Source organism: Autumnicola aciditolerans (genome assembly GCF_041679265.1).
GTDB lineage: Bacteria > Bacteroidota > Bacteroidia > Flavobacteriales > Flavobacteriaceae > Autumnicola.
Genome location: NZ_JBGFSM010000009.1, coordinates 126,083 through 151,100 on the forward strand (window position 1 = coordinate 126,083; position 25,018 = coordinate 151,100).

Consider the following 25,018-nt stretch of genomic DNA (forward strand, 5'->3'; position numbering starts at 1 on the left):
TTGTTTTATGCTGCTACAATCACATTATAGTGAGAGAGCAAATCCTGATAAAAATACAGATTTTTTTCATCTTGTTTAAGGCAGGCTTTCAGGAATCTCTCGATATCCTGGCATTCAAATGTAATACTGGTATATTTCTTTTTTCCAACAGGAATTTGCATTTCCACCAGTTGCTTGTTGTAATCAATTTTTACGTTTTTAGCCTCAAAATATTTTTTGATAATCGCTCTGTGCATAATCGTAAAATTCGATTTTTCCGCCTCCAGGTTAGAAATACTAAAAGAAATAAGATTTTTAACCTCCTCTATTAATTCTGTAGGTGTATAGGTGCTATTCATAATCTTAATTAGTTGTATTTTCTCTTTAGATCCGGCTGCTAAGTTACTATGAGAAAGCTTATTTGGTGTTAAAAAAAAGGTAATTAAGCATTACTTAATAAATATTTAACTCGGCAGCACCAGGGATTATATAAGTGTTAAGAAATTAAATGCTATAGGTAATGGGAGGATTAATGCTGCGGTATCGCTGGTCCAGGCAGCTGGCATTTACATATAGGGTTTCAGCCGCTTGTACAGATCCGTAGGAGTCGTGCAGGTGACCAAAAATGTGCAATTTTACCTTTAGGTATTTTAATTTCTTTTTTAGTTCCTCGCAGCCAATATGAGTACCGTTATCTAAAACATCCAAAATTTTATACGGAGGAGTATGGGTAATAAGTATATTTGTTTCGGGTGGTATTAGATCCCAGTATTTTTTAATCTCCTGGCCGCGTGCCCTGCTAAAGGCCCATTTTGTATCACCAGGTGTTACGGGAGATCCCCAAAAGAAAAAGTTGTCAATTAAAATACCGGTGTTTTGCAGGTAATGTACATTTTTGGGAATAAGTTTCTCCGGATTTAATTCTTTTTCAAAATAAAAATCATGATTGCCTGCAATAACTATTTTGTGCTTATGTGGCTGCGAAGCAAACCAGCTTAAAAAATCTTCAGTTTCTTTTTTTGTGCCTCTTTCGGTAAAATCCCCCGCGTGTACAAGAACATCAGCATTGGGTAAAATAAGTTCGTGATGTTTATTGTGCGTGTCTGAAATGCAGGTAAGCGTCATAAGGACTAAAATAAACAGGTAAATCTAAAAGTGGAAGTAAGTTTGGAATTATTTATCTTCCAGTTGCTCCGGGGTTTGTGGCGAAATATAATCTTTATCGGCAGGAAGTAGTTTATCCACCACTTTAGTCACCGCGAAAGCAATCATTATAGCAGTTACCACAAAGAAAATAAATTTCACTAGAAGGCTGTCACTAAGTATAATACTGTAGAAACCAAGAAAAATTTCTACGGCAATAAAACAAATTTTTATACTTAATTTTAGTAGCATCTGGTATTCAGGTTTGTTGCAAAGATACAATCAAAAACATCTAATTTTTACAGCCTTTAAATAGTTTGACTAAAATTTAACAACATCATTACCTGGCAACAACAGGTAAGTTAAAAATTCCTAATTGCCGCCACACCAACGCTATATATTGTAAATTGGATTTTAACCTAAACCAATTCGATCAAGCTTGAAAAAATCTAAAAAAACAATAAGTATTATAGGGGGAGTCCTCGTATTTATTGTACTTCTCCTTTTAATCTTAAATAATGTTGCTGAAAATAAATTAAAAAAAGGTCTGGAAAATGCTTTATCCCAAACCCAGTCTTCCTATGAAAACCTGGATGTGAGCCTTTTAAATAAAAGTGCAACTATTAATAAGGTAAATTTAGATATAAATGGTAAAAAAATTAGCGTGGCTCGTGCAGAACTCCAGGGCATAGATATTATGAAGTATTTGTTTAGCAATAAAATTGTTGTGGGGGATTTTACAATTACAGAGCCACATGTAATCCTTATGACCAGGTCTGGGGATTCTTCGGCTTCAAAAGAAAAAAATAATAAAGCTTTTAATCAGGATATTTTAATTAAAAACCTTGTTTTAAACAATGGCGATTTAAAATTATCTCAGGGAGATTCCGTGCCAAAATTATATACAACTTTCAGTAATATTAACCTTCAGGAGGTTTCTGTAAATAAGAACACGCTTAAAGGTCCTGTTCCTTTTACGTATAAAGCTTACAGTGTAAAAAGTGATTCGCTGTTTTTTCAGATGAATGATCTTCATACCTTAACCGTAGGGTCCATAACTGCTGAAGAAGGAAATATTCATATAAGCAACATTAAAATGATCCCTAAATATACTAAGGTAGAGCATCAGCGCCACATACCATACGAGAAGGACAGGTATGATCTTACTATAGGAGAGATTATAATGAACAATTTTTCATGGAAGATAAAAAATGATAGTCTTCAGTTCCAGAATCCGTATATGGAACTTAATGATGCTTCGCTGATAATATACAGGGATAAACGGCCACCGGATGATCCCCGCACCAAACACTTGTACAGTCAGTTATTGCGTGAGCTGCCAGTAAAAGTGGGTGTTGACAGCCTTGAAATTAATAGGGCTTACATCAATTACACTCAAAAACTTCGGGAAGATCGTCCTGCCGGGACGGTAGACTTTTCCAATCTTTATGCTTCTGTTTACAATCTTACTAATATAGGCATGGATAAGCCAGATTTTCCAAAAACCCAGATTGATGTGCAGACCCAGCTTTACCAAAAAGCCTCTTTAAAGGTACATTGGGAATTTGATGTAAGTGATGTTTCAGATCATTTTAGTATGTCTGGGAATATGGGTCATTTAGATAGTAATGAAATTAACGAATTTCTAACGCCGGCAATGAATGTAAAGGTTTCCGGAGCTATAGGAGATCTTGTTTTTGATTTTTCCGGGGATGACGATCAGGCAGGGGGAGATCTGGAGCTGGCTTATGAGGATTTTAAGGTAGAGGTGTTAAAAAATAATGGACAGGACAAAAATGGATTTCTTTCGGCAATTGCCAATGTGTTCGTTAAAAATACTACTGATGCCGAGAAGGATTTTAAAGATGTGCAGGTTTCCCGTGACCAGACAAAATCTTTCTGGAACTACCTTTGGGTATTTGTGAGAAAAGGTGCTTTAAAAACAATCATTTAAATTTTAAAAGTGACCACAGGCCTGCGGGCATGGTTCACGAGGTCCTCACTAATACTTCCATTAAAGAAATGAGCAAGGCCTTTTCTACCATGAGTTCCAATGCCTATTAAGCCAAAATTGTTTTCGGCAGCAAAGTTAAGGATCCCTTTTTCCACACTCACGTCATTATAGATATGAAATTGAGGCTGGGTTCCTGTTTCTTTCGCTACTCTTATAAGGCGTTCACCGGCTTCTTTTGAAGTTAGGAACTCATTGGGAGTATTAATATACAAAAGATGGAAATCTGCCCCCAGGGTTTTGGCAAAACCTGCGGCTTTTTGTGCGGTATGCATAGTAGAAGCTTCAGCATCTGTGGCATACACAAAGTGCGTGGTGTCTAACCCGGCCTCGGGATTTTTTATTACCAGGACTGGAATTTGGGAAGACCGTACCACCTTTTCTGTATTGGAACCTATAAACATCTCTTTAAATCCGCTGGCGCCATGGGACCCCATAACTATAAGGTCGCAATTAATTTCTTCACTAAAATCTTTTATCCCTTCAAAAGCCTGGTGAAACTGTACGGTCTCATGAACTTTGATCGTTTTTAAATAAGGGCGCTGCATGAGTTTTGCAAAACGCTGGTGGGCCAGTTTCATAAAGAAAATAGATTCCGGCAGGTTTCGTGAAGCACTGCCTTCTACAGGATCAATTAGTTGAAGCGGCAACTCCAGCATGTGAAGCAGGTAAATTTCGCTGTTAAACTTTTTCGCCAGGCCGGCGGCAACCTTTAAGGCAACTTCAGCCTGGTCTGAAAAATCGGTAGGGACGAGAATTTTTTTCATAATGCCCGGACTTAGCGTGATAGGAAGTATTTTATTATCATAAATTTACGAATAAATTATCATTGAGTAAGCGGTTTTCTATCTCCAAATTTATTATTATATTTGCATCGTTGAAACTAAAAAGTACAGCGAGGGGACGAAAAGTCCCCTCTTTTTATAATAGTATGTTGCAGGAGAAAGTAGAAAAATTGCTGAATGAGGCTTTCGAAAAAAATAATTCTTTATTTTTAATAAGTCTTGACATTAGCGGTAATAATAATATTAGAGTTGTTATTGATGGTGACCAGGGGATTTCGGTAAATGACTGTATAGAAGTGAGCCGTAGCATAGAACACAATCTGGACAGGGAGGAAGAAGATTTCTCTCTGGAAGTAACCTCTGCGGGGGTTGCCGAACCGCTGCGCCTGCCCCGGCAATACAAAAAAAATATAGGACGTAAATTGCAGGTAAAGACCAACGATGATACATTTGAAGGTACTTTAACCAATGCAGATGATGAGGAAATTTACCTGAAGTGGAAAACGCGTGAACCAAAACCTGTGGGCAAAGGAAAGCACACAGTGGAAAAGGAAGCGGTTGTGCCATATTCTGGTATTGTGGAAGCTAAAGTTATGATAACATTTTAATCAAAAATTGATATGGAAAATATCGCCTTGATAGAGTCATTTTCAGAATTTAAAGATGATAAATTAATAGATCGGGTTACCTTAATGGCGATCCTGGAAGATGTTTTTAGGAATGCTTTGAAGAAAAAGTATGGAGAAGATGATAATTTTGATATTATTGTAAACCCTGATAAAGGAGATCTTGAAATCTGGAGAAACCGCGTAGTGGTTGCTGATGGGGAGGTGGAAGATCCTAACCAGGAAATTTCGCTGAGCGAGGCCAGAAGAATAGAGCCAGACTTTGAAGTGGGTGAAGATGTTTCTGAAGAGGTGAAATTAAAAGATTTGGGAAGAAGGGCTATCCTTGCCTTAAGGCAGAACCTGATTTCTAAAATCCATGAACACGATAATACCAATATCTACAAGCAGTTTAAAGAGCTTGAAGGAGAAATTTATAATGCAGAAGTTCACCACATCAGGCATCGAGCAATAATTTTACTGGATGATGAAGGCAATGAAATTGTGCTGCCAAAAGACAGGCAGATTCCTTCAGACTTTTTCAGAAAAGGAGAAAATGTGAGGGGGGTTATTGAAAGTGTGGAGCTTAAAGGGAACAAACCAACCATTATTATGTCCCGTACCGCTCCCGGATTCCTTGAAAAGCTTTTTGAGCAGGAAATCCCAGAGGTTTTTGATGGCCTTATCACTATTAAAAAAGTGGTGAGGGTTCCCGGAGAGAAGGCCAAAGTAGCTGTAGATTCTTATGATGACAGGATAGATCCTGTAGGAGCATGTGTGGGAATGAAAGGATCCAGAATTCATAGTATCGTGCGGGAACTGGGGAATGAAAATATAGATGTAATTAACTATACCAATAACGACCAGTTGTTTATCACCCGAGCCCTTAGCCCCGCTAAAATTACTTCTATTAAATTAGATGAAGAGAATAAAAGGGCTGAGGTAATGCTAAGACCGGAAGAGGTTTCCAAAGCCATTGGGCGTGGAGGTCACAACATAAGGCTTGCAGGGCAACTTACAGGGTTTGAAATAGATGTTTTTAGAGAGGGTGTAGAGGAAGATGTAGAGCTAAGCGAATTTGCAGATGAAATTGAAGATTGGGTAATTGCCGAATTTTCTAAAATAGGCCTGGACACTGCAAAAAGTATTTTGGAACAGGATGTAGATGATCTTGTGCGACGTACAGATCTTGAAGAAGAAACCGTGAGAGCGGTATTCCAGGTATTGCGGGAAGAGTTTGAGGAATAACAAAGCTTTGAATTCGGAACATTTTTTTATAATAAACAAAAAGAGGTTAATTTAGAGGGCAATTTATGGCTGAAGCAAAAACAATGCGATTAAACAAGGTACTACGCGAATTCAATATTTCGTTGGATCGGGCTGTGGAATTTTTGAATTCCCAGGGCCACGAGATTGAAGCGCGTCCCACTACCAAAATCTCCCCTGAAACCTATCAGGTGCTTTTTGACGAATTTCAAACCGATAAGAGCAAAAAGGTGGCTTCCAAAGAAGTAGGAGAGGAAAAGAGGAAAGAGAAGGAAGAAATTCGTTTGGCCCGCGAAAAGGAATTGGAAGATAAACGCAAGGCTGAAGATAAAAAGGAGAAAGAGGAAGAAGTTGTTTCTGCAAGAGCAAAACTTTCCGGCCCCAAAAAGGTTGGAAAAATAGATCTTGATAAAAAACCTGGAACACAGGATCCACCTGAAACTGAAAAGGAAAAAGAGCCTGAAAAAGCCGAACAGCCCGCGGCCGAAACAAAAGCTCCGGAGCCTGAAGAAGAGAAAGCAGAAACACCTGCTTCTAAAGAAGAGACAAAACCTCAGGAAACACCCGCTGAAACTCCAAAAGAGGAACAAACACCTCCGGTTAAAGAGACTGCTGGAAAAGAAGAGGAAAAAGAGAGTAAAACGGAAGCTCCTAAAGAAAAAGAGGAAGAATCTAATACGCTTAAAACGAACTACGCAAAACTTGAAGGGCCTAATTTTACAGGTGAAAAAATTGACCTTTCCAAGTTTAAAAAACCTGAGAAGAAGAAAGATGATAAAAAAGCTGCAGACGATAAGGATAAGCGTAAAAAACGTCGCAGGAGAATTAGTAAAGATGTAAAACCTGGTGCTTCTGGCGGAGCTGGCAGAAAAGGAGGGCGTAACAAGCCGCGCTCAAGGCCAATCGCCAAAGAAGAGCCAAGCGAGGAAGAAGTGCAGAAGCAAGTACGGGAAACCCTCGAAAAACTTCAGGGAAAATCCGGAAAGGGAAAAGGAGCAAAATACAGAAGAGGGAAAAGAGATCAGCACCGCCAACGTTCAGAAGAAGATCTTGCACAACAGGAACTGGAAAGCAAAACATTAAAAGTAACCGAGTTTGTTACGGTTACTGAAATTTCCAATATGATGGATGTGCCGGTTACCAAAGTAATCTCTGCCTGTATGTCCCTTGGGATGATGGTAACGATGAACCAGAGACTGGATGCTGAGACACTTTCTATAGTTGCTGAAGAATTTGGATACGAGCTGGAATTTGTAACCGCAGATGTAGAGGAAACCACTCAGGAGGTAGAAGAAAATCCTGAAGATCTTAAACCAAGAGCCCCTATTGTTACCGTAATGGGACACGTAGACCACGGTAAAACGTCGCTTCTGGATTATATACGCCAGGAAAATGTGATTGCCGGGGAAAGTGGTGGAATTACGCAGCATATTGGTGCTTATGGTGTTGAACTGGAAGGCGGACAGAAAATTGCCTTTTTAGATACTCCGGGTCACGAGGCCTTTACCGCTATGCGGGCACGTGGTGCCCAGGTAACCGATATTGCAATTATTGTAATTGCGGCAGATGATGATGTAATGCCTCAAACAAAAGAGGCTATTTCTCACGCCCAGGCAGCCGGAGTACCTATTGTATTCGCGATCAATAAATCTGATTTGCCAACCGCAAATCCTGAAAAAATTAAGGAAAAATTAGCCGCAATGAACCTGCTGGTAGAAGATTGGGGAGGAAAAATCCAGTCCCATGATATATCAGCTAAAACCGGAATGGGAGTAAAGGAGTTACTTGAAAAAGTACTGCTGGAGGCTGAAATCCTGGAATTACAATCTAATCCAGACCGACTTGCCACAGGTACTGTGGTGGAAGCCTATCTGGATCGCGGTCGTGGATATGTGTCTACTGTTCTTGTGCAGGCCGGTACGTTAAGGATTGGGGATTTTGTGTTGGCGGGAAGAAGCAGTGGAAAAATAAAGGCTATGCAGGATGAGCGTGGCAAGGATGTTAAGGAAGCCGGGCCTTCTACGCCTGTTTCCATTTTAGGACTTGATGGCGCGCCGCAGGCTGGAGACACTTTTAAAGTGATGACAGATGAGCGTGAGGCCAAAAATATTGCCGCAAAAAGAACCCAGTTACAACGTGAACAAACGGTTAGGACGCAAAGGCATATTACCCTTGATGAAATAGGAAGAAGGATAGCCCTTGGAGAATTTAAAGAGCTTAACATTATCCTTAAAGGGGATGTGGATGGTTCTGTGGAAGCGCTTACCGATAGTTTCCAGAAACTCTCTACGGAAGAAATTCAGGTCAATATCATTCATAAAGGAGTTGGTGCAATTACAGAAAGTGATGTCTTGCTGGCTTCGGCTTCAGATGCGGTAATAATAGGTTTCAACGTTCGTCCTGCAGGAAATGCGAGGCAGGTGGCAGATAAGGAAGAGATCGATATCAGGACCTATTCCATTATCTACGATGCCATCAACGATCTTAAAGACGCTATGGAAGGAATGTTGTCTCCGGAACTTAAAGAAGAAATCACCGGTACTGCTGAAATTCGAGAAACCTTTAAGATATCTAAAATCGGAACGATTGCCGGTTGTATGGTTACATCTGGAAAAATTTACAGAAGTTCCGGCATAAGGCTTATTCGTGATGGAGTTGTGGTATTTACCGGGGAACTAGCCTCGCTAAAACGCTTTAAGGACGACGTGAAAGAAGTTTCTAAAGGATATGATTGTGGATTACAGGTTAAGAACTACAATGATATAAAAGAAGGTGATGTAGTGGAAGCCTTTAGAGAAGTAGAGGTTAAAAAGAAACTTAAATAACATATAATTAATTGCAAAGGTAAAAAAGCCGCTCCATTATGGATGCGGCTTTTTAGTTGGTTAACCTTCAGGCTTTTGTTGTTTTCAGGAATTCTTTTTTCGAAATAAGAATCCTCTTAATGCAGGCGCTAATGCGCTACTACAATTATTATCTCCTTTTTGGCTTCGGAATAAATGCACCAGGGAAGGCTTGTTTGATCACAAGGAGCGCGCGGTCCGCCTCTAAGCGATTTCGGAAATTTCCTACGTACACCTTATAATTTGGAGTTTCATAATCGATCATTGCCGGATATTCAAATTGGCTGGTGTACTTTTTATAAATTTCACTGGCTTCATTATTGTCTCCGTAAAATAGCTGAATTTTATAGCGGTCGCCTATTTTATTTTCTTTGGACATTTCTGTCTTTAGTTCCAGAAGTTTTGGAATTTTTTCATCCTGATTTATGTTAATATTTGCGGACTGAGCCAAAGCTGTGATGTTGTAAAAACTAAAAAAAGAAGCGGCAATCAGTATCTTTTTCGTGGCTAAAATTCTCATATTTATGGTGTTTGAAACAAATGTAAAATATAAAACTTAATTGTGTTCATATTTATTATTTAGAACTAATATAAATTATCGATTAACACTATTGTAACATTCCTAAAATCGACTTTATATATTACTTTTGTGACCGAATTTAGGGGTACAAAATGGTGTTTTTTGCTGTCATAGTTTAGTAGAAAAACCGTACCAAAGTTTAGACGTTAATTCAACTTACAATATGGAAAAGGTGAAATACCGCCAATCAACTTCACGATTACTGCTTTTAGGCGTAGCGTTTTTTCTCTCGTTTACAGTTATTGGAATTGCTCAGGACCAGGCGGATGCTTCAACGCAACAGGCTGATGCTGCGCAACAGGAACAGGTAGAAGGAGGACAATCTGAAGCTTCTGGTGCCGGGACAGATTTAGGTGATCCCTCTAACGGGAAATCGCTTTTTAACTCTTTATGTGCTGCCTGTCATAAGCCTTATTCAGAATCTATAGGGCCGGCTCTTAATGGAGTTACTTCCCGCCAGGATCTGGAATGGATCTATAAATGGGTTCATAATAACGCTAATTTAAGAGCTTCGGGAGACCCGGATGCAATCGCAATTTTCGAAGAATATAATGAAACCCAGATGCCTGCTTTTCCGCAGTTGTCCGAATCTGATATTAATGATATTCTTGCCTATGTAGAGCAGCCAAAACCTGAACCTGCGGCGGCCGCGACTCCGGCAGGAGGTGGAGCAGAGGGCACAGGCGGTAGTGGGGTTTCTATGAATATTGTTTTGGGGATCCTCATTTTTGTGCTGGTGATGTTGCTTGTAGTATTGTTCCTTGTGAATAAAACTTTAAGGAGTTTTGCAAGTGCAAGCGGGGTGGTGCTTCCGGAAAAACCTAAAAGGAAGCCAATTTATAAATCTTTTGTAGAGAATCAATTCCTGGTTTTGGTAAGTTCTGTCGTGGTATTGCTTGCTGTGGGATATTTTGCTTATGGCTGGATGATGCAGGTGGGTGTGGACCAGGGGTATCAACCAATACAGCCTATCCACTATTCTCACAGGATTCATGCCGGGGATAACCAGATAGAGTGTAAATATTGTCACTCTTCTGCCAGGGTTTCTAAAACATCTGGTATTCCTTCTCTTAATGTTTGTATGAACTGTCATAAGGCTATTTCTGAAGTGGCTCCGGAAACCGCTACTGAAGAATATTCAAAAGAATTCTACGATGGCGAAATTGCCAAATTGTATGACGCGGTAGGATGGGATCCTGCTTCCAGGACTTATAGCGGGGATGTAAAGCCGGTTAAATGGGAAAGGATTCATAACCTTCCTGATTTTGCGTACTTCAACCACTCTCAGCACGTCACTGTTGCCGGGGTGCAATGTCAAAAATGTCACGGCCCTATAGAAGAGATGGAAGTGGTTTACCAATATGCTCCATTAACCATGGGATGGTGTGTTAATTGTCACCGTGAAACTGAAGTAAGAATGGAAGGTAATGACTACTATGAAAAAATTCATGAGCAGTTGGCTAAGAAATATGGGGTAGAAGAAGTTACTGCCGCGCAAATGGGAGGGATCGAATGTGGCAAATGTCACTACTAGACTCACTCCTGAAAAATAATTTTTAAGAAAGTAATATTTATATATATGTCATCAAACAAGAAATACTGGAAAAGTGTTGAAGAGCTAAAAGAAAACAGCTCTGTTGTTGAGGCGCTCCAAAAAAAGGAATTTTCTGAGGAAATACCTGTTGAGGATTTTCTGGGAAACCAGGAGTCTATGGAAGGTTCAAAAACCTCCCGTCGGGACTTCCTTAAATATATAGGTTTTAGTACTGCGGCTGCTACTCTTGCTGCTTGTGAAGGACCTGTGGTGAAATCTATTCCTTATGTGGTGCAGCCAGAACGCATTGTTCCGGGTGTGGCAAATTATTACGCTACTACAATGGCAGATGGGTTTGATTTCTCTGGAGTTCTGGTAAAGACACGGGAAGGGAGGCCTATCAAAATTGAAGTAAATACCATGGCGGGTACCGGCTCTAATGCCAGGGTACAGGCCTCGGTATTATCATTATACGATAAAAACAGACTTAGGAGGCCAGCCGCTAAAGGTCAAAATATCTCCTGGGAAGAATTTGACCGCAGTGTAACAGGAAGATTAAATGACGTAAATGGCGAAATTGTCCTGCTTACTTCAACAATGGCAAGCCCTTCTACAGCAAAACTTATAAATGAATTTTCCGGGAGATTCGGGAAGGTAAGGCATGTGGTTTATGATGCTTTTTCTGAAGATTCCGCATTAAATGCTTTTCAGGCAAAATATGGGAAGCGTGCGTTGCCAAATTATGACTTTTCAAAAGCTGAAACCATTGTCTCTGTAGGTGCTGATTTCCTTGGAGACTGGCAGGGTGGTGGATACGATTCTCAATATGCAAGAGGAAGAGTGCCTAAAAATGGTAAAATGTCCCGACATATTCAGTTTGAATCTAATATGAGCCTAACCGGTGCTAATGCAGATAAACGCATCCCGGTAACCTTATCACAGCAAAAAGCTATTTTAGCTGCGCTGCATGGATACATTGTGGGTGGAGGTTCTACAAGTGAACTTTCTCCAAGGCTGGATGATGCAGTGGTTAAGGCGGCTGCACAGTTGCGTAAAGCCGGAAGAAACGGGGTGGTTGTTTCGGGGATTCCTGAGAATGATGCTCAAACACTGGTGTTGGAGATTAATGAGGCCATGAATAGTGGCGTTATGGATACTGAAAATCCAGTAATGGTGAGACAGGGAAATGCTGCGGAAGTAGAGCGTCTTGTTAAAGATATGAACTCTGGAAGTGTGGGCGCCTTATTGGTGATGGGTGTAAATCCCGCTTATAGCCTGCCTAATGCTGAAGAATTTGTGGAAGGCCTTAAAAATGTAGATCTTGCTGTTGCATTTTCAATGAAAATGGATGAAACGGCAAAACTTTGTGAGTTCGTTGGAGCTACACCTCATTATCTGGAAAGCTGGGGGGATGTGCAGTTTACTGGCAAACAATTTGGATTAACCCAGCCCACAATAAAACCTTTGTTTGATACCAGACAGTTTCAGGATACCTTATTAAGGTGGACCGGGAATTCTCAAAATTATTACGAATATCTTAAAGAAATGTGGAGTGGAGTGCTTGGTGGTGACCGTTGGTATACTGCCCTGCATGATGGCACTTTTGAATTGGAAGATACTTCTTCCCTGCCTCAGTTGCCAGATGCCGCTGCAAGCCTGTTACAAATGAATGCAGGTGCTGCTGCGTCCTCAGGTCTCACCTCTGCTTCTAAAGGAGAAGGGCTGGAACTGGAGCTGTATACCTCTGTGGCAATGGGAGATGGCCAGCAGGCTAATAACCCATGGCTGCAGGAAATGCCAGACCCTGTTACAAGGGCATCCTGGGACAATTACTTAAAAATGTCCAGCGTAGATGCTGAAAATCTTGGACTGGAAAATTACTTTGTTTCTAACGGAGCCCTTAATGGTAGCTATGTTAATATTAAAGTAGGAGACAGCGTTGTAAAGAATGTTCCGGTTTATATTCAGCCTGGCCAGGCTAAAGGAGTTGTGTCCCTTGCTGTGGGTTATGGAAAAAAGGAATCTATTCAGGAAGAAATGCAGGTTGGGGTAAATGCCTTTCCATTATATCAAAATTTCAAAGCGCATCAAAATGTAACTTTAGAGAAAGCTCCGGGAATACATGAGTTCGCCTGTGTGCAGTTACAGGGAACCCTTGCCGGAAGAGATGATATTGTTAAGGAGGCCACCCTCCAGGAATATAATTCCACCGAGGCAGAACATTGGAACCCTAAACCTGAGGTGAGCTATGATCATCAGGAAGTTCCAACTACTTCAGATCGTGCGGATATCTGGACCTCATTTGACAGGTCTATAGGACATCATTTTAATATGTCTATAGATTTAAATGCCTGTACCGGATGTGGGGCCTGTGTAATTGCATGTCATGTAGAGAATAATGTACCGGTAGTTGGTAAGGAAGAAGTAAGAAACTTCAGGGATATGCACTGGTTGCGTATAGACAGGTATTATTCTGCTGCCGATACTTTTGCTGAAGAACAGGAGGAGCTTGAAGAATTACCTGCATTTGAAACTTATCGTGAGGTGGAAACACCGTCTTACGACAATCCGCAGGTGGTATTTCAGCCGGTAATGTGCCAGCACTGCAACCATGCGCCATGTGAAACTGTTTGCCCTGTTGCTGCGATTAATCACGGGCGCCAGGGCCAGAACCAAATGATTTATAACCGTTGTGTGGGTACTAGATATTGTGCTAACAACTGTCCTTATAAGGTTCGTCGTTTCAACTGGTTTACGTATGCTGAAAATGATGAATTTGATTATCACATGAACAATGATCTTGGTCGCATGGTATTAAATCCAGACGTAACAGTGCGGGCAAGGGGAGTTATGGAGAAATGTTCTTTGTGTATCCAGAAAACCCAAAAAACCATTCTGGATGCAAAAAGGGAAGGCCGCCCTGTTAGGGATGGTGAATTCCAGACTGCATGTTCGCTTGCCTGTGATAAAGGGGCAATAGTATTTGGAGATGTGAACGATCACGATACCCTTATACATGAAAAAGTAACCGATGAAAGAATGTACCATAATCTGGAGGGCTTAGGTACTCAACCCAATGTGGTGTACCAGGTGAAAATCAGGAATACTTCGGAGTCATAAAATAGTATTAAGAATCAATTTTAAAAGAATATGTCGTCACATTACGAAGCGCCTATAAGAGAGCCTCTGGTTACCGGAGATAAATCTTACCACGATGTAAGTGTAGATGTTGCTGCTCCGGTAGAAGGAAGGGCCAACAAAGCCTGGTGGATTGTGTTTTCAATTGCCCTGGTAGCCTTCTTATGGGGGATAGGCTGTATTGTTTATACGGTATCTACCGGAATTGGAGTCTGGGGATTAAATAAAACCATTGGATGGGCCTGGGATATTACCAACTTTGTTTGGTGGGTAGGTATAGGCCATGCCGGTACGCTTATTTCTGCGGTGCTGTTGCTTTTCCGTCAAAAATGGAGAATGGCGGTAAACCGTTCTGCTGAAGCAATGACCATTTTTGCAGTTTTTCAGGCCGGGTTGTTTCCTATTATTCACATGGGACGTCCATGGCTGGCTTATTGGGTACTTCCAATTCCAAACCAGTTTGGTTCTTTGTGGGTTAACTTTAACTCTCCGCTGCTTTGGGACGTATTTGCAATTTCCACTTATCTTTCTGTATCCCTGGTGTTCTGGTGGACAGGACTTCTTCCAGACTTCGCCATGTTGCGGGACAGGGCGGTAAGGCCTTTTCAGCAAAAAATCTACGGAATATTAAGCTTTGGATGGAGTGGCCGTGTAAAAGACTGGCAGCGGTTTGAAGAAGTTTCCCTTGTTCTTGCAGGTCTTGCAACTCCGCTGGTACTTTCTGTACATACTATTGTATCTTTTGACTTTGCCACATCTGTGGTTCCGGGATGGCATAGTACCATTTTCCCTCCCTATTTTGTTGCAGGAGCGATCTTTTCCGGATTTGCCATGGTGCAGACCCTTCTTATCATTATGAGAAAAGTATCTAATCTGGAAAACTATATTACCCTGCTTCATATAGAGTATATGAACAAGGTGATCCTGTTAACAGGAGGTATTGTATCTATAGCATATATTACCGAATATTTTATTGGATGGTATTCCGGAAGCAGCTACGAGAACTACACCTATCTTTCGTTTGGAGCTGCTACAGGTCCTTACTGGTGGGCATTTTGGGCACTTATCATTTGTAACTTTGTAGTGCCGCTTAGTTTATGGGTAAAGAGCCTTAGAAGGAATATCTTATGGACGTTTATTGTAGCCCTTATTATTAATATAGGGATGTGGTTTGAGCGTTTTAATATTATCGTGGTAGATTTAAGTAAAAGTAGAACGCCTTCATCATGGGCAATGTTCTCGCCAACCTTTGTGGATATTGGGGTTTTTATTGGAACTATAGGATTCTTCTTCGTGTTGTTCCTTCTTTATGCGAGAAATTTCCCGGTAATTGCTCAGGCAGAGGTTAAGACAATCCTGAAATCTTCAGGTGAAAAATATAAGAAATTACGTGCAGAGCATGGAGATGATGTAAGCCATATACATGTGGATTCTGATCCTACAGCAAAAGAACCTGCATCTAATATCAAGGAAAGCACTACAGAGCAGTTCGAGGATGAAGAAGTGCATCACAATGATACTGTAAATGCAGATTCCCTTACTATTTCTGAAGTTACCAGGACGCAGTTGGATGAAATGCTGGAAAGGATTGGTGTTTATGATCCTGCCACACAATCTGCCGATGACCTTACAAAGCTTAAAGGAGTTGGCCCATTATTAGAGCAGCATCTGCACCAGGTTGGGATTTATACCTACCCTCAGGTTAGTAAGATGACTGAAAAGGATTTTGAGTTGCTGGATAAAGTGATAGATCCTTTCCCTTCCAAAGATCACAAGGGAGACTGGGTAGCTCAGGCAACAAAACTAAAAAACAGGTAATTAAGATGGCTTCAAGAACTATACACGCTATTTATACAGATGACGATTTGCTTTTACAGGCAGTAAAACAAATTCGGGATGCGCGCTATGAAATTGGTGAAGTTTATACCCCTTTTCCTGTACATGGGTTGGATAAGGTACTTGGACTGGCGCCAACAAGAATAGCCATTACCTCCTTTATGTATGGAATCACAGGATTATGTGTGGCAGTCTGGATGATGAATTTTATGATGATAGAGGACTGGCCAAGGGATATAGGGGGTAAACCTAGTTTTACCTTTATTCAAAACATGCCTGCTTTTGTGCCTATTATGTTTGAATTAACCGTGTTTTTCGCGGCCCACTTAATGGTAATTACTTTTTACATGAGAAGTAAACTTTGGCCATTCCGAAATGCAGAAAACCCTGATGTTCGTACCACAGATGATCATTTTCTTGTGGAAGTGGATGCGGCCAATCACAATGTGGATGACCTTTCTAAATTTCTTTATGACACGGGGGCTTCCGAAATTAAATTAATTGATAATAAATAGATCTGATGAAGAATTTGTTCTATAAATCTATAGTAATGTTTGTTTTGGCTGGCATGGTCATTTCCTGTGCAGATAAGGACAGGCCCAATTATCAGTATATGCCAGATATGTATGCTCCAATAAGTTATGAAACTTATGGAGAATATGATATTTTCCAGAACCAGCAGGAAGCAAAATTACCGGTTGAAGGAACTATTCCCCGTGGATGGATGCCTTATCCTTATGAAAATACCGCAGAGGGTATGGCCGCGGCCAAAGCCAACTTAAAAAACCCTCTTCCTTATACTGAAGATAACCTTAACGAGGGAAAACAACTTTACACCATTTATTGTGCAGTTTGCCATGGAGATAAAGGCGATGGCCAGGGAATCCTTGCCCAACGCGAGAAAATTTTAGGAATACCTGCCTATGATGATGCCGGGAGGGCCATTACAGAAGGCAGCGTATATCATGTAATGTATTACGGCCTTAACAATATGGGATCTTATGCTTCTCAAACAAGTATTGTGGAGCGGTGGCTTATAGATCATTATGTAATGAGCCTGAAGGATAATCTTGAAGGAAAACCAGAAAGGGAATTTGAAGAAGCAGAAGGCCCTGCTGAAGAAAATCTTATTCCTTCTGAAGCAGAAATCACAGAAATCCTTCCTGATGAAAATCAAGAGGTTCCCGTAGACGCGGAATCTCAGGAGCCGCAGGCAGAAGAAACTGAAAATTAAGAATAAAGCATTTAGATCAAGTAATATGTACACGCTATCCAGTAAGTTAAAAATTACAGCAATTATATTCATGGTTGTTGGTGCCATAGGCCTGGTTTATGGTTTTATAGCTGCGCCTTCAAGTATAGAAGAAGTAAAAGAAATTTTGGCCGCTGAAAGCCACCATGATGCTGAAGAAGGTTCCGGTGAAGCTATAGAGCATCAGCCTGAGACATCCGGAGAAGCACACATGCAGGGAGAGCGCGAAGAAGGAAACGCTCATGGAGAGGAAACAAGAGCCGGCGAAGAAGCTCACGGCGAGCATGGAGAAATGGCTCATTATGAGCATATACTTCATCAGATGCAAACCAAACCATGGTCGGCCTTATTTGTATCAGCTTTTTTCTTCTTTATGATTGCGCTGGGGGCATTGGTGTTTTATGCCATTCAGTTTGCCGCTCAGGCAGGATGGTCTCCTGTATTATTTAGAGTAATTGAAGGGATTACTTCCTACCTGCTTCCGGGCTCAATTATTGTAGCGCTGATTGTAATTTTTGCCGGCACACACTTTTTTCCGTGGCAAAATGAAGAATTGGTTGCTGAAGATAAGATCTTACAGGCAAAATCCGGCTATCTCAATTTTCCTTTTTTCGTAATAAGGGCGATTATTTATATAGTAGGCTGGAACCTGTACAGGTACTTCTCCAGGAAATTTTCTCTAGACCAGGCAAAAGCAACAGGAGACGATTTAAGGCCTTATAAAAAGAGCTTTAAGGGTGCCGTTTTCTTCCTTTTGTTCTTTATAGTAACCGAGTCTATGATGGCGTGGGACTGGTTTATGAGTATGACTCCGCACTGGTACAGTACTCTTTTTGCATGGTATGTATTTGCAAGTATGTTTGTGTCTGCAATAACAGTAATTGCACTGGTAACTATCCTTTTAAGAAGAGCGGGTTATTTAAGCTTTGTAAATGATAGCCATTTGCATGATCTGGCTAAATTCATGTTCGCCTTCAGTATCTTCTGGACCTATCTTTGGTTTGGGCAGTTTATGTTGATATGGTATGCCAACATCCCTGAAGAAGTAACCTATTTTATATTAAGAATTCAGGAGTATAATTTATTGTTTTTTGGCATGCTCGTTCTTAATTTTGTATTCCCTATCTTACTTCTTATGAATAGTGATTATAAGCGGCTTCCAATAATTATAACCATAGCAGGTTTGGTGATCCTTGTAGGACACTATATAGATATTTATCTTTTGATAATGCCATCTACCGTTGGAGCTAACTGGTTTTTTGGAGTTGCAGAAATAGGAGGTTTATTGTTTTTCCTTGGCCTTTTTATTCTTATTGTGGGAAATGGCCTTGGCAAAGAATCGCTTTATCCAAAAGGTAATCCTTTCCTTAAGGAAAGTGAACATTACCATTATTAATTAGATTGATTGTTTAAAGAAGAATATATAAAATGACCGTATTTTTAGTAATCATAGTACTAGCACTTCTTGCCTTAACCGGGTGGCAGATGTCGAAGATATTTCAGTTATCCAAAGGTCCGGATGTAGAAAGTTCGCAGGTTGCCACAGATAAGGATAACAGTGCACAGGGGCTCAGCCTGTTAATTTTTGTGATCCTTTTCTTCATATTAATGATCTACTGCTTCTGGTATTATGGTAATTTCTATCTGCCGGCAGCAGCTTCAGAACATGGTTCGCAGTACGATAACCTGATGTTTATTTCCATCGCTGTTATTATGACGGTACAGGTGATCACTCAGGCTTTACTGTTCTACTTTGGTTATAAATACCGCGGGAACAAAACTAAAAAAGCATTGTTTTATGCAGATAATGACCGCCTGGAATTTATCTGGACCATCATCCCGGTGGTGGTGCTTGCAGGTTTAATTTTATATGGTTTGTTCACCTGGTCCAACATCATGAACATCAATGAAGATGATGATCCTCTGGTGATCGAGCTTTATGCAAAACAATTCAGCTGGACGGCAAGATATTCCGGAGAAGATAATACCCTGGGTAAGGCAAATGTCCGTTTTATTGAAGGCATTAATCAATTGGGAGTAGATGAAAATGACACTTATGCCCAGGATGATAAGGTGGCTACAGAACTGCATTTGCCGGTAGGAAGACCGGTATTGTTCAAATTAAGGTCACAGGATGTACTGCATTCGGCATATTTCCCACACTTTAGGGCGCAAATGAACGTTGTACCTGGAATGATTACCCAATTTGGGTTTACACCTACAGTTACTTCCGAAGAAATGAGAAGTAGTGAGTATATGGAGGAAAAAGTGAGAAGGATCAATGAAATCCGAAGGGAAAACAGCACCGAGCTGGTGGCTAATGGGGAATCTCCACTGGATGCTTATGAATTCGATTATTATCTGCTTTGTAATAAAATTTGCGGGGTCGCCCATTATAATATGCAAATGAAAATTGTTGTGGAGAGCCCGGAAGAATATGAAGCCTGGCTTACAGAACAGCAAACTTTCGGAGAAACGATGGCAGCTCAGGATGCTGAAGAAAATGCGGCACCGGAGCAGGAAGAAGTACCAATAGATGCGCCGGCTGAAGTTTTGGAGACTACAGAGGCAAGGAACCAGGAAGAAGAAATTTAAAAGATTAAAGAATTAGAGATATGTCAGCAATAGCAACAAACGCACCGGCTCACGATCATCATGAAGATCATGGACATCATCATAAGCAAACTTTTATAACAAAATATATTTTTAGCCAGGATCATAAGATGATTGCCAAGCAATATCTTATCACCGCACTGGTTATGGGAACTATTGGTATAGGAATGTCTATATTGTTCCGAGTCCAACTTGCCTGGCCTGAAGAATCTTTCTGGATCTTTAAAGTTTTGTTAGGTGAGAAGTGGGCTCCAGACGGGGTAATGTCTCCATCTATTTATCTGGCCCTAGTAACCATTCACGGTACTATTATGGTGTTTTTTGTGCTCACACAAGGTTTAAGTGGTACGTTTAGCAACCTCTTGATTCCGTTGCAAATTGGAGCGCGGGATATGGCGTCGGGATTTTTGAACATGGTTTCTTACTGGTTGTTCTTCCTGTCCTCTGTAATCATGGTAAGTTCCCTTTTTGTGGAGTCAGGACCTGCAATGGCGGGATGGACCATTTATCCGCCGCTTAGTGCTTTGCCGCAGGCCATTAGTGGTTCCGGGATAGGAATGACTTTGTGGCTTGTTTCTATGGCAATTTTTATTGCATCTTCTTTAATGGGGTCCTTAAACTATATAGTTACCGTACTTAATCTTAGAACAAAAGGACTATCTATGACCAGGCTTCCGCTTACGATATGGGCATTCTTTGTAACCGCAATTATCGGGGTGGTTTCTTTCCCTGTGTTATTATCGGCGGCCCTGCTTCTTATCATGGACCGTAGCTTTGGAACTTCATTCTTCCTGAGTGATATTTTTATAGAAGGGGAAGTTTTGGCCCACCAGGGTGGTTCGCCGGTACTTTTTGAACACCTTTTCTGGTTCCTTGGCCACCCTGAAGTTTACATTGTAATCCTCCCGGCTATGGGTATTGCTTCAGAAATTCTGGCAACAAACTCCCGTAAACCTATTTTTGGGTACCGCGCCATGGTTGCCTCTATCCTGGCAATTGCATTCCTTTCCACAATTGTGTGGGGCCACCACATGTTCGTATCTGGTATGAACCCGTTCCTTGGTTCGGTATTTACTTTCACAACATTGCTTATCGCAATTCCTTCCGCAGTAAAAGCCTTCAACTGGATCACCACTATTTGGAAAGGAAACCTGCAGATGAATCCCGCAATGTTATATTCCATAGGCTTTGTGAGTACATTTATTACTGGTGGTCTAACCGGGATTATTCTCGGGGATTCCACGTTGGATATTAACGTTCACGACACCTACTTTGTAATTGCCCATTTTCACCTGGTAATGGGTATTTCGGCTCTATATGGTATGTTTGCAGGTATTTATCACTGGTTCCCGAAGATGTATGGAAGGATGATGAGCAAAAAACTGGGTTATATCCATTTTTGGGTAACTTTTGCAGGTGCTTACGGGGTTTTCTTCCCAATGCACTTTATTGGTATCGCCGGTCTGCCAAGAAGGTATTATACCAACACGGCTTTCCCTTATTTTGATGATCTTGCCGATGTAAACGTTATTATTACCGTTTCAGCAATTATTACCGCGCTGGTGCAGTTGGTTTTCATCTATAACTTTTTCCACTCGATGTTCTACGGAAAAAAGGCAGTTCAGAATCCATGGAAGTCCAATACCTTGGAGTGGACTACTCCTGTTGAGCATATTCATGGGAACTGGCCCGGAGCAATTCCTTCCGTGTACCGTTGGCCTTACGACTATAGTAAAACCAATGAAGACGGGAATTATGTAATCGCCGGTCAGGATTTTGTACCGCAAACCGTTCCGCTTCAAAAGGATGAAGAAGAACTGAATCATTAGAATAAGTTTCTCAATTTATACAAAAGCCTTTTCTTAACCGAAGAGGCTTTTTTCTTTTATCTTTGTTCGGAAGAAATTGCCGAAATAAAATTTTTCTGTACTAAAAAATTGTCATGAACGAAAATCTTGATCCTACCGGTGATAATTTTTCCCCGGAAGAATTTGATATTGAAAGGGCCCTGCGTCCCCTTAATTTTGATGATTTTGCAGGGCAGGACCAGGTGCTGGAAAATCTGAAAGTTTTTGTTCAGGCTGCAAATTTAAGAGGTGAAGCCTTAGACCATACCCTTTTTCACGGCCCACCGGGTTTGGGAAAAACCACACTTGCCCATATTCTTGCAAATGAGCTTAACGTTAGCCTTAAGGTTACGTCTGGCCCTGTGCTGGACAAACCCGGGGACCTGGCGGGTTTGCTAACCAATCTTGAAGAACGTGACATTCTTTTTATAGATGAAATCCATAGGCTTAGCCCGGTGGTGGAGGAATATCTGTATTCGGCAATGGAAGATTACCGTATAGATATTATGATAGAATCTGGCCCCAATGCCAGGACAGTCCAGATTAATCTTAATCCCTTTACGCTTGTTGGCGCCACCACAAGATCTGGTTTGCTTACTGCTCCCATGAGGGCCAGATTTGGCATTTCCAGCCGACTCCAATATTATTCCACCGAATTGCTTTCAGACATCGTGCAGCGAAGCTCTGATATCCTAAAAGTGCCCATTACGTTAGACGCGGCCGTAGAAATTGCCGGCCGTAGCCGGGGTACGCCGAGAATTGCCAATGCCTTGTTGAGAAGAGTCCGGGATTTTGCCCAGATTAAAGGCAACGGGAAGATTGACCTGGAAATTTCTAAATATGGCCTCAAAGCGCTTAATGTAGATGCACATGGGCTGGATGAAATGGACAATAAGATCCTGAGTACCATAATCGACAAATTTAAAGGTGGGCCTGTGGGAATTACTACTCTGGCTACAGCGGTAAGCGAAAGTGCTGAAACTATTGAAGAAGTTTATGAGCCTTTTCTTATCCAGCAGGGCTTTATTTACAGGACGCCCCGCGGCAGGGAAGTCACTGAAGCAGCCTATAAACACCTGGGGAGGATAAAGGGAAATATACAGGGTGGCCTTTTTTAAATATTGCTTAAAAAGTCTTCACTAAAAATATTAGTGAAATTGAAGTAAAAAACTTCTCAGTTGCAAAAAGCCAGTAGACTTCATGATGATGGTTTCAGCCCGTAAAATCGCCTCTCCGGTTTCTGAATAATGCCTATTGGCCAGAGCAGGTGGAACTTAAAATGACCAGATGAAAAACAATATTCCAACAGTTTCCACTTTTCAGTTTCTCAGGAATGCCAACCGCATTCTGCGGAATCCCCTGCCTTTTCATCATGAAAATTTTGAAAAATTCGGGGATATCTTTCAAATTAATGTAGGCTTCGGGAGAAAAATTGTCTTTTGCAGGGATGCCCGTCTGGCGGAATATGTGCTTCAGAAAAATCAGAAAAATTACCATAAGTCCAATATCCAGACCAAAGAAATGGCAAAATACATAGGCCATGGACTGCTTACAACAGATGGTGAAAAATGGCGAAAGCAGCGGCGGATGATCCAGCCTGCTTTTCATAAAAAACAACTTGCGCTGCTGCTGCAAACGGTAAATTTTGCCATAAAAGCTGAGCTTGATAAAATCCAGCCAGGCAAAAGCATGGATATTTTCCCTGTTTTTAACGATCTCGCTTTCCAAACCGTGGTGCAGTCGCTTTTTAGCGGCGTCGCCAGTCAGCAGGAAATAAACAGGCTGCAGTATATTACTGAAGCCGCACAGAAGATGCTGGTAAAAGAGCTGCGGCAGCCGTTTAAAAGATGGTGGTTCCATGTTGGCGGAAAAATTAAACACCACCTGGAACTAACGGCCGAAGCGCGGGAAATATTGAAAAAGATCGTTGCTGAACGTAAAAGGAGCGGCAAAAAATATGGTGATTTGCTGGATATGTTGCTGGAGGCCCGTTACGAAGATGGTAATGGGATGGATGAAGAACAGCTTATTGATGAAATTTTAATCCTGTTTACCGCAGGCCACGAGACCACCTCGAACGCGCTCACGTTTATTGCTGAATTGCTGGCAGGGCAACCTCCGGTTCAGGAGAAAATACTGGAAGAAGTAAAAGATGCAAAGGGAAATTCTTCAAATCTCTTCGAATTTTTAAAAAACTGCCCATATACTTCAGCGGTAATTGAAGAGGGCATGAGGCTTTACCCGCCGGTTTATTTTATTGACAGGGTGAATCTGGAAGAAGATCAATTTGAAGGTTTAACAATTCCCAAAGGCTCCAGTCTGCTTTTTTCCATATTTGAAATTCACCGGCATAGAGATCATTGGAAGGATCCTGAAGCTTTTAACCCCGAAAGATTTGCTGAAGGCGGCAAGAAACATGAACCATATTATTATCCATTCGGCGCCGGCCCCAGGAAATGTATTGGCAACAATTTTGCGATGTACGAGATGGTGTTAACGGTTGCCGAGTTGGTTTCCCGTTATAAGATTTTGGCTCCTTCAGAAGAAATTGAAATTTTACCACTTATCACCCTGAAGCCAAAAAATGCTGTGCTTAAATTTAGCCCGAGGTGCTCATGAACATTAAAGAGAAATATTCAGAAATGATTAAAACCGAAGCCAAACGCCTCGGCTTTTTGTCCTGTGGAATTTCCAAAGCTGAATTTCTTGAGGAAGAGGCACCACGCGTGGAAGAATTTCTGAATAAAAACCGGCACGGCGAAATGCAATGGATGGAAAATCATTTTGATAAAAGGCTGGATCCAACCAAACTGGTGCCTGGTTCAAAAAGCGTAATATCGCTGTTGCTGAATTATTATCCGCATGAATTTCAAAATAAGGAATCTTACAAAATCAGCAAATACGCCTACGGCAGGGATTATCATTTTGTAATAAAAGATAAGTTGAAGCAGTTGCTCAATTTCATGCAGGATGAAATTGGGGAAATTGAAGGCCGCGCTTTTGTAGACTCTGCGCCGGTATTGGATAAAGCCTGGGCTGCCAGGAGTGGCCTCGGCTGGATTGGGAAAAATTCAAATTTGCTTTCCAAACAAACCGGCTCCTTCTTTTTTATCGCTGAGCTAATCGTAGACCTGGGGCTTGAATACGACACCCCGGTCACAGATCACTGCGGCAGCTGCACTGCCTGCATTGACGCCTGCCCTACAGATGCCATTGTGGAGCCGTATAAAGTTGATGGCAGCAAATGCATTTCCTATTTTACCATTGAATTGAAGGATGAATTGCCAAATTCTTATAAAGATAAGTTTGACGACTGGATGTTTGGATGTGATGTTTGCCAGGATGTTTGCCCCTGGAACCGATTTTCAAAGCCACATAACGAGCCGCTTTTTAATCCGCATCCGCAGCTGCTTGAAAATGACAAGAAAGATTGGGAAGAAATTACCAAAGAGACCTTTAATGAAATCTTTAAAAAATCTGCAGTAAAAAGAACGAAGTATGAAGGCTTAAAGCGTAACCTTCATTTCTTAAAAGAGTAATTTACTTTTTTTATCATTGCAAAACATAATAGAAGAAGGGATATATT

Annotated in this window: 20 protein-coding genes; 15 read left to right on the forward strand and 5 right to left on the reverse strand. The window is 41.1% G+C overall.

Features of this window, described 5'->3' with window-relative positions; genetic code table 11:
• Positions 1–5: 5 nt before the first annotated feature.
• From AB8M93_RS11655 to AB8M93_RS11665, 3 genes are all read right to left on the reverse strand, one after another.
• Positions 6–338, reverse strand: coding sequence for a hypothetical protein (locus tag AB8M93_RS11655; protein ID WP_373057816.1), 333 nt, complete (start codon positions 336–338; stop codon positions 6–8).
• 145 nt (positions 339–483) lie between these two features.
• On the reverse strand, positions 484–1,104 hold the full coding sequence (locus tag AB8M93_RS11660) for a metallophosphatase domain-containing protein (RefSeq protein ID WP_373057818.1): 621 nt from the start codon (positions 1,102–1,104) through the stop codon (positions 484–486).
• A gap of 48 nt (positions 1,105–1,152) precedes the next feature.
• Entirely contained in the window at positions 1,153–1,374 is a 222-nt protein-coding gene (locus tag AB8M93_RS11665; RefSeq protein WP_373057820.1) for a hypothetical protein, read from the reverse strand.
• A gap of 187 nt (positions 1,375–1,561) precedes the next feature.
• Between AB8M93_RS11665 and AB8M93_RS11670 the strand changes: the two genes are divergently transcribed.
• A complete protein-coding gene (locus AB8M93_RS11670) occupies positions 1,562–3,076 on the forward strand; it encodes a hypothetical protein (protein ID WP_373057822.1) in 1,515 nt (504 codons plus the stop codon).
• Here the strand turns inward: AB8M93_RS11670 and AB8M93_RS11675 are convergent.
• Entirely contained in the window at positions 3,073–3,900 is an 828-nt protein-coding gene (locus tag AB8M93_RS11675; RefSeq protein ID WP_373057824.1) for a universal stress protein, read from the reverse strand. The genes AB8M93_RS11670 and AB8M93_RS11675 overlap by 4 nt on opposite strands.
• 164 nt (positions 3,901–4,064) lie before the next feature.
• On the opposite strand from AB8M93_RS11675, the gene rimP reads away from it, so the two are divergent.
• The 3 genes from rimP (at position 4,065) to infB (ending at position 8,614) form a co-directional block, all read left to right on the forward strand.
• Entirely contained in the window at positions 4,065–4,526 is a 462-nt protein-coding gene (rimP, locus tag AB8M93_RS11680; RefSeq protein ID WP_373057934.1) for a ribosome assembly cofactor RimP, read from the forward strand.
• Positions 4,527–4,538: 12 nt separating this feature from the next.
• A complete protein-coding gene (nusA, locus tag AB8M93_RS11685; protein WP_373057826.1) occupies positions 4,539–5,771 on the forward strand; it encodes a transcription termination factor NusA in 1,233 nt (410 codons plus the stop codon).
• 65 nt (positions 5,772–5,836) lie between these two features.
• The gene (gene infB / locus AB8M93_RS11690) at positions 5,837–8,614 is read left to right on the forward strand and encodes a translation initiation factor IF-2 (protein WP_373057828.1); all 2,778 of its coding nucleotides are present in this window, start codon (positions 5,837–5,839) and stop codon (positions 8,612–8,614) included.
• Positions 8,615–8,762: 148 nt separating this feature from the next.
• Here the strand turns inward: infB and AB8M93_RS11695 are convergent, their stop codons facing one another.
• Positions 8,763–9,152 carry an SPOR domain-containing protein gene (locus AB8M93_RS11695; protein ID WP_373057830.1) on the reverse strand — a complete coding sequence of 130 codons (390 nt, stop codon included), beginning with the start codon at positions 9,150–9,152 and terminating at the stop codon, positions 8,763–8,765.
• Positions 9,153–9,375: 223 nt separating this feature from the next.
• Between AB8M93_RS11695 and AB8M93_RS11700 the strand changes: the two genes are divergently transcribed.
• The 11 genes from AB8M93_RS11700 (at position 9,376) to queG (ending at position 24,971) form a co-directional block, all read left to right on the forward strand.
• The gene (locus AB8M93_RS11700) at positions 9,376–10,746 is read left to right on the forward strand and encodes a c-type cytochrome (RefSeq protein WP_373057832.1); all 1,371 of its coding nucleotides are present in this window, start codon (positions 9,376–9,378) and stop codon (positions 10,744–10,746) included.
• A gap of 45 nt (positions 10,747–10,791) precedes the next feature.
• On the forward strand, positions 10,792–13,866 hold the full coding sequence (locus tag AB8M93_RS11705) for a TAT-variant-translocated molybdopterin oxidoreductase (RefSeq protein ID WP_373057834.1): 3,075 nt from the start codon (positions 10,792–10,794) through the stop codon (positions 13,864–13,866).
• A 30-nt stretch (positions 13,867–13,896) separates the two neighbouring features.
• Positions 13,897–15,702, forward strand: a complete 1,806-nt coding sequence (gene nrfD, locus AB8M93_RS11710) for an NrfD/PsrC family molybdoenzyme membrane anchor subunit (RefSeq protein WP_373057836.1) — start codon at positions 13,897–13,899, stop codon at positions 15,700–15,702.
• 5 nt (positions 15,703–15,707) lie between these two features.
• Positions 15,708–16,235 (forward strand): DUF3341 domain-containing protein, encoded by a 528-nt coding sequence (locus AB8M93_RS11715; RefSeq protein WP_373057838.1) that lies wholly within the window; start codon positions 15,708–15,710, stop codon positions 16,233–16,235.
• Positions 16,236–16,240: 5 nt separating this feature from the next.
• Entirely contained in the window at positions 16,241–16,954 is a 714-nt protein-coding gene (locus AB8M93_RS11720) for a c-type cytochrome (protein ID WP_373057840.1), read from the forward strand.
• Between the two features lie 25 nt (positions 16,955–16,979).
• Positions 16,980–18,368, forward strand: coding sequence for a quinol:cytochrome C oxidoreductase (locus tag AB8M93_RS11725; protein ID WP_373057842.1), 1,389 nt, complete (start codon positions 16,980–16,982; stop codon positions 18,366–18,368).
• A gap of 32 nt (positions 18,369–18,400) precedes the next feature.
• Complete coding sequence (locus AB8M93_RS11730; protein WP_373057844.1) at positions 18,401–19,567, forward strand: cytochrome c oxidase subunit II; 1,167 nt, start codon at positions 18,401–18,403, stop codon at positions 19,565–19,567.
• 20 nt (positions 19,568–19,587) lie between these two features.
• Positions 19,588–21,414: a cytochrome c oxidase subunit I gene (locus AB8M93_RS11735; protein WP_373057846.1), complete on the forward strand. Its 1,827-nt coding sequence runs from the start codon at positions 19,588–19,590 to the stop codon at positions 21,412–21,414.
• A gap of 113 nt (positions 21,415–21,527) precedes the next feature.
• Positions 21,528–22,550, forward strand: coding sequence for a Holliday junction branch migration DNA helicase RuvB (ruvB, locus tag AB8M93_RS11740; RefSeq protein ID WP_373057848.1), 1,023 nt, complete (start codon positions 21,528–21,530; stop codon positions 22,548–22,550).
• 169 nt (positions 22,551–22,719) lie between these two features.
• A complete protein-coding gene (locus tag AB8M93_RS11745; protein WP_373057850.1) occupies positions 22,720–24,051 on the forward strand; it encodes a cytochrome P450 in 1,332 nt (443 codons plus the stop codon).
• The gene (gene queG / locus AB8M93_RS11750) at positions 24,048–24,971 is read left to right on the forward strand and encodes a tRNA epoxyqueuosine(34) reductase QueG (RefSeq protein WP_373057852.1); all 924 of its coding nucleotides are present in this window, start codon (positions 24,048–24,050) and stop codon (positions 24,969–24,971) included. The genes AB8M93_RS11745 and queG overlap by 4 nt, the downstream gene beginning before the upstream one ends.
• Positions 24,972–25,018 lie beyond the last annotated feature (47 nt).

What these genes read in the sequence shown, in the direction of transcription:
- AB8M93_RS11655 (WP_373057816.1), bottom strand. Translation starts at nt 338, where the DNA reads ATGAATAGCACCTATACACCTACAGAATTAATAGAGGAGGTTAAAAAT.
- AB8M93_RS11660 (WP_373057818.1), bottom strand. Translation starts at nt 1,104, where the DNA reads ATGACGCTTACCTGCATTTCAGACACGCACAATAAACATCACGAACTT.
- AB8M93_RS11665 (WP_373057820.1), bottom strand. Translation starts at nt 1,374, where the DNA reads ATGCTACTAAAATTAAGTATAAAAATTTGTTTTATTGCCGTAGAAATT.
- AB8M93_RS11675 (WP_373057824.1), bottom strand. Translation starts at nt 3,900, where the DNA reads ATGAAAAAAATTCTCGTCCCTACCGATTTTTCAGACCAGGCTGAAGTT.
- rimP (WP_373057934.1), top strand. Translation starts at nt 4,065, where the DNA reads ATGTTGCAGGAGAAAGTAGAAAAATTGCTGAATGAGGCTTTCGAAAAA.
- nusA (WP_373057826.1), top strand. Translation starts at nt 4,539, where the DNA reads ATGGAAAATATCGCCTTGATAGAGTCATTTTCAGAATTTAAAGATGAT.
- infB (WP_373057828.1), top strand. Translation starts at nt 5,837, where the DNA reads ATGGCTGAAGCAAAAACAATGCGATTAAACAAGGTACTACGCGAATTC.
- AB8M93_RS11695 (WP_373057830.1), bottom strand. Translation starts at nt 9,152, where the DNA reads ATGAGAATTTTAGCCACGAAAAAGATACTGATTGCCGCTTCTTTTTTT.
- AB8M93_RS11700 (WP_373057832.1), top strand. Translation starts at nt 9,376, where the DNA reads ATGGAAAAGGTGAAATACCGCCAATCAACTTCACGATTACTGCTTTTA.
- AB8M93_RS11705 (WP_373057834.1), top strand. Translation starts at nt 10,792, where the DNA reads ATGTCATCAAACAAGAAATACTGGAAAAGTGTTGAAGAGCTAAAAGAA.
- nrfD (WP_373057836.1), top strand. Translation starts at nt 13,897, where the DNA reads ATGTCGTCACATTACGAAGCGCCTATAAGAGAGCCTCTGGTTACCGGA.
- AB8M93_RS11715 (WP_373057838.1), top strand. Translation starts at nt 15,708, where the DNA reads ATGGCTTCAAGAACTATACACGCTATTTATACAGATGACGATTTGCTT.
- AB8M93_RS11720 (WP_373057840.1), top strand. Translation starts at nt 16,241, where the DNA reads ATGAAGAATTTGTTCTATAAATCTATAGTAATGTTTGTTTTGGCTGGC.
- AB8M93_RS11725 (WP_373057842.1), top strand. Translation starts at nt 16,980, where the DNA reads ATGTACACGCTATCCAGTAAGTTAAAAATTACAGCAATTATATTCATG.
- AB8M93_RS11730 (WP_373057844.1), top strand. Translation starts at nt 18,401, where the DNA reads ATGACCGTATTTTTAGTAATCATAGTACTAGCACTTCTTGCCTTAACC.
- AB8M93_RS11735 (WP_373057846.1), top strand. Translation starts at nt 19,588, where the DNA reads ATGTCAGCAATAGCAACAAACGCACCGGCTCACGATCATCATGAAGAT.
- ruvB (WP_373057848.1), top strand. Translation starts at nt 21,528, where the DNA reads ATGAACGAAAATCTTGATCCTACCGGTGATAATTTTTCCCCGGAAGAA.
- AB8M93_RS11745 (WP_373057850.1), top strand. Translation starts at nt 22,720, where the DNA reads ATGAAAAACAATATTCCAACAGTTTCCACTTTTCAGTTTCTCAGGAAT.
- queG (WP_373057852.1), top strand. Translation starts at nt 24,048, where the DNA reads ATGAACATTAAAGAGAAATATTCAGAAATGATTAAAACCGAAGCCAAA.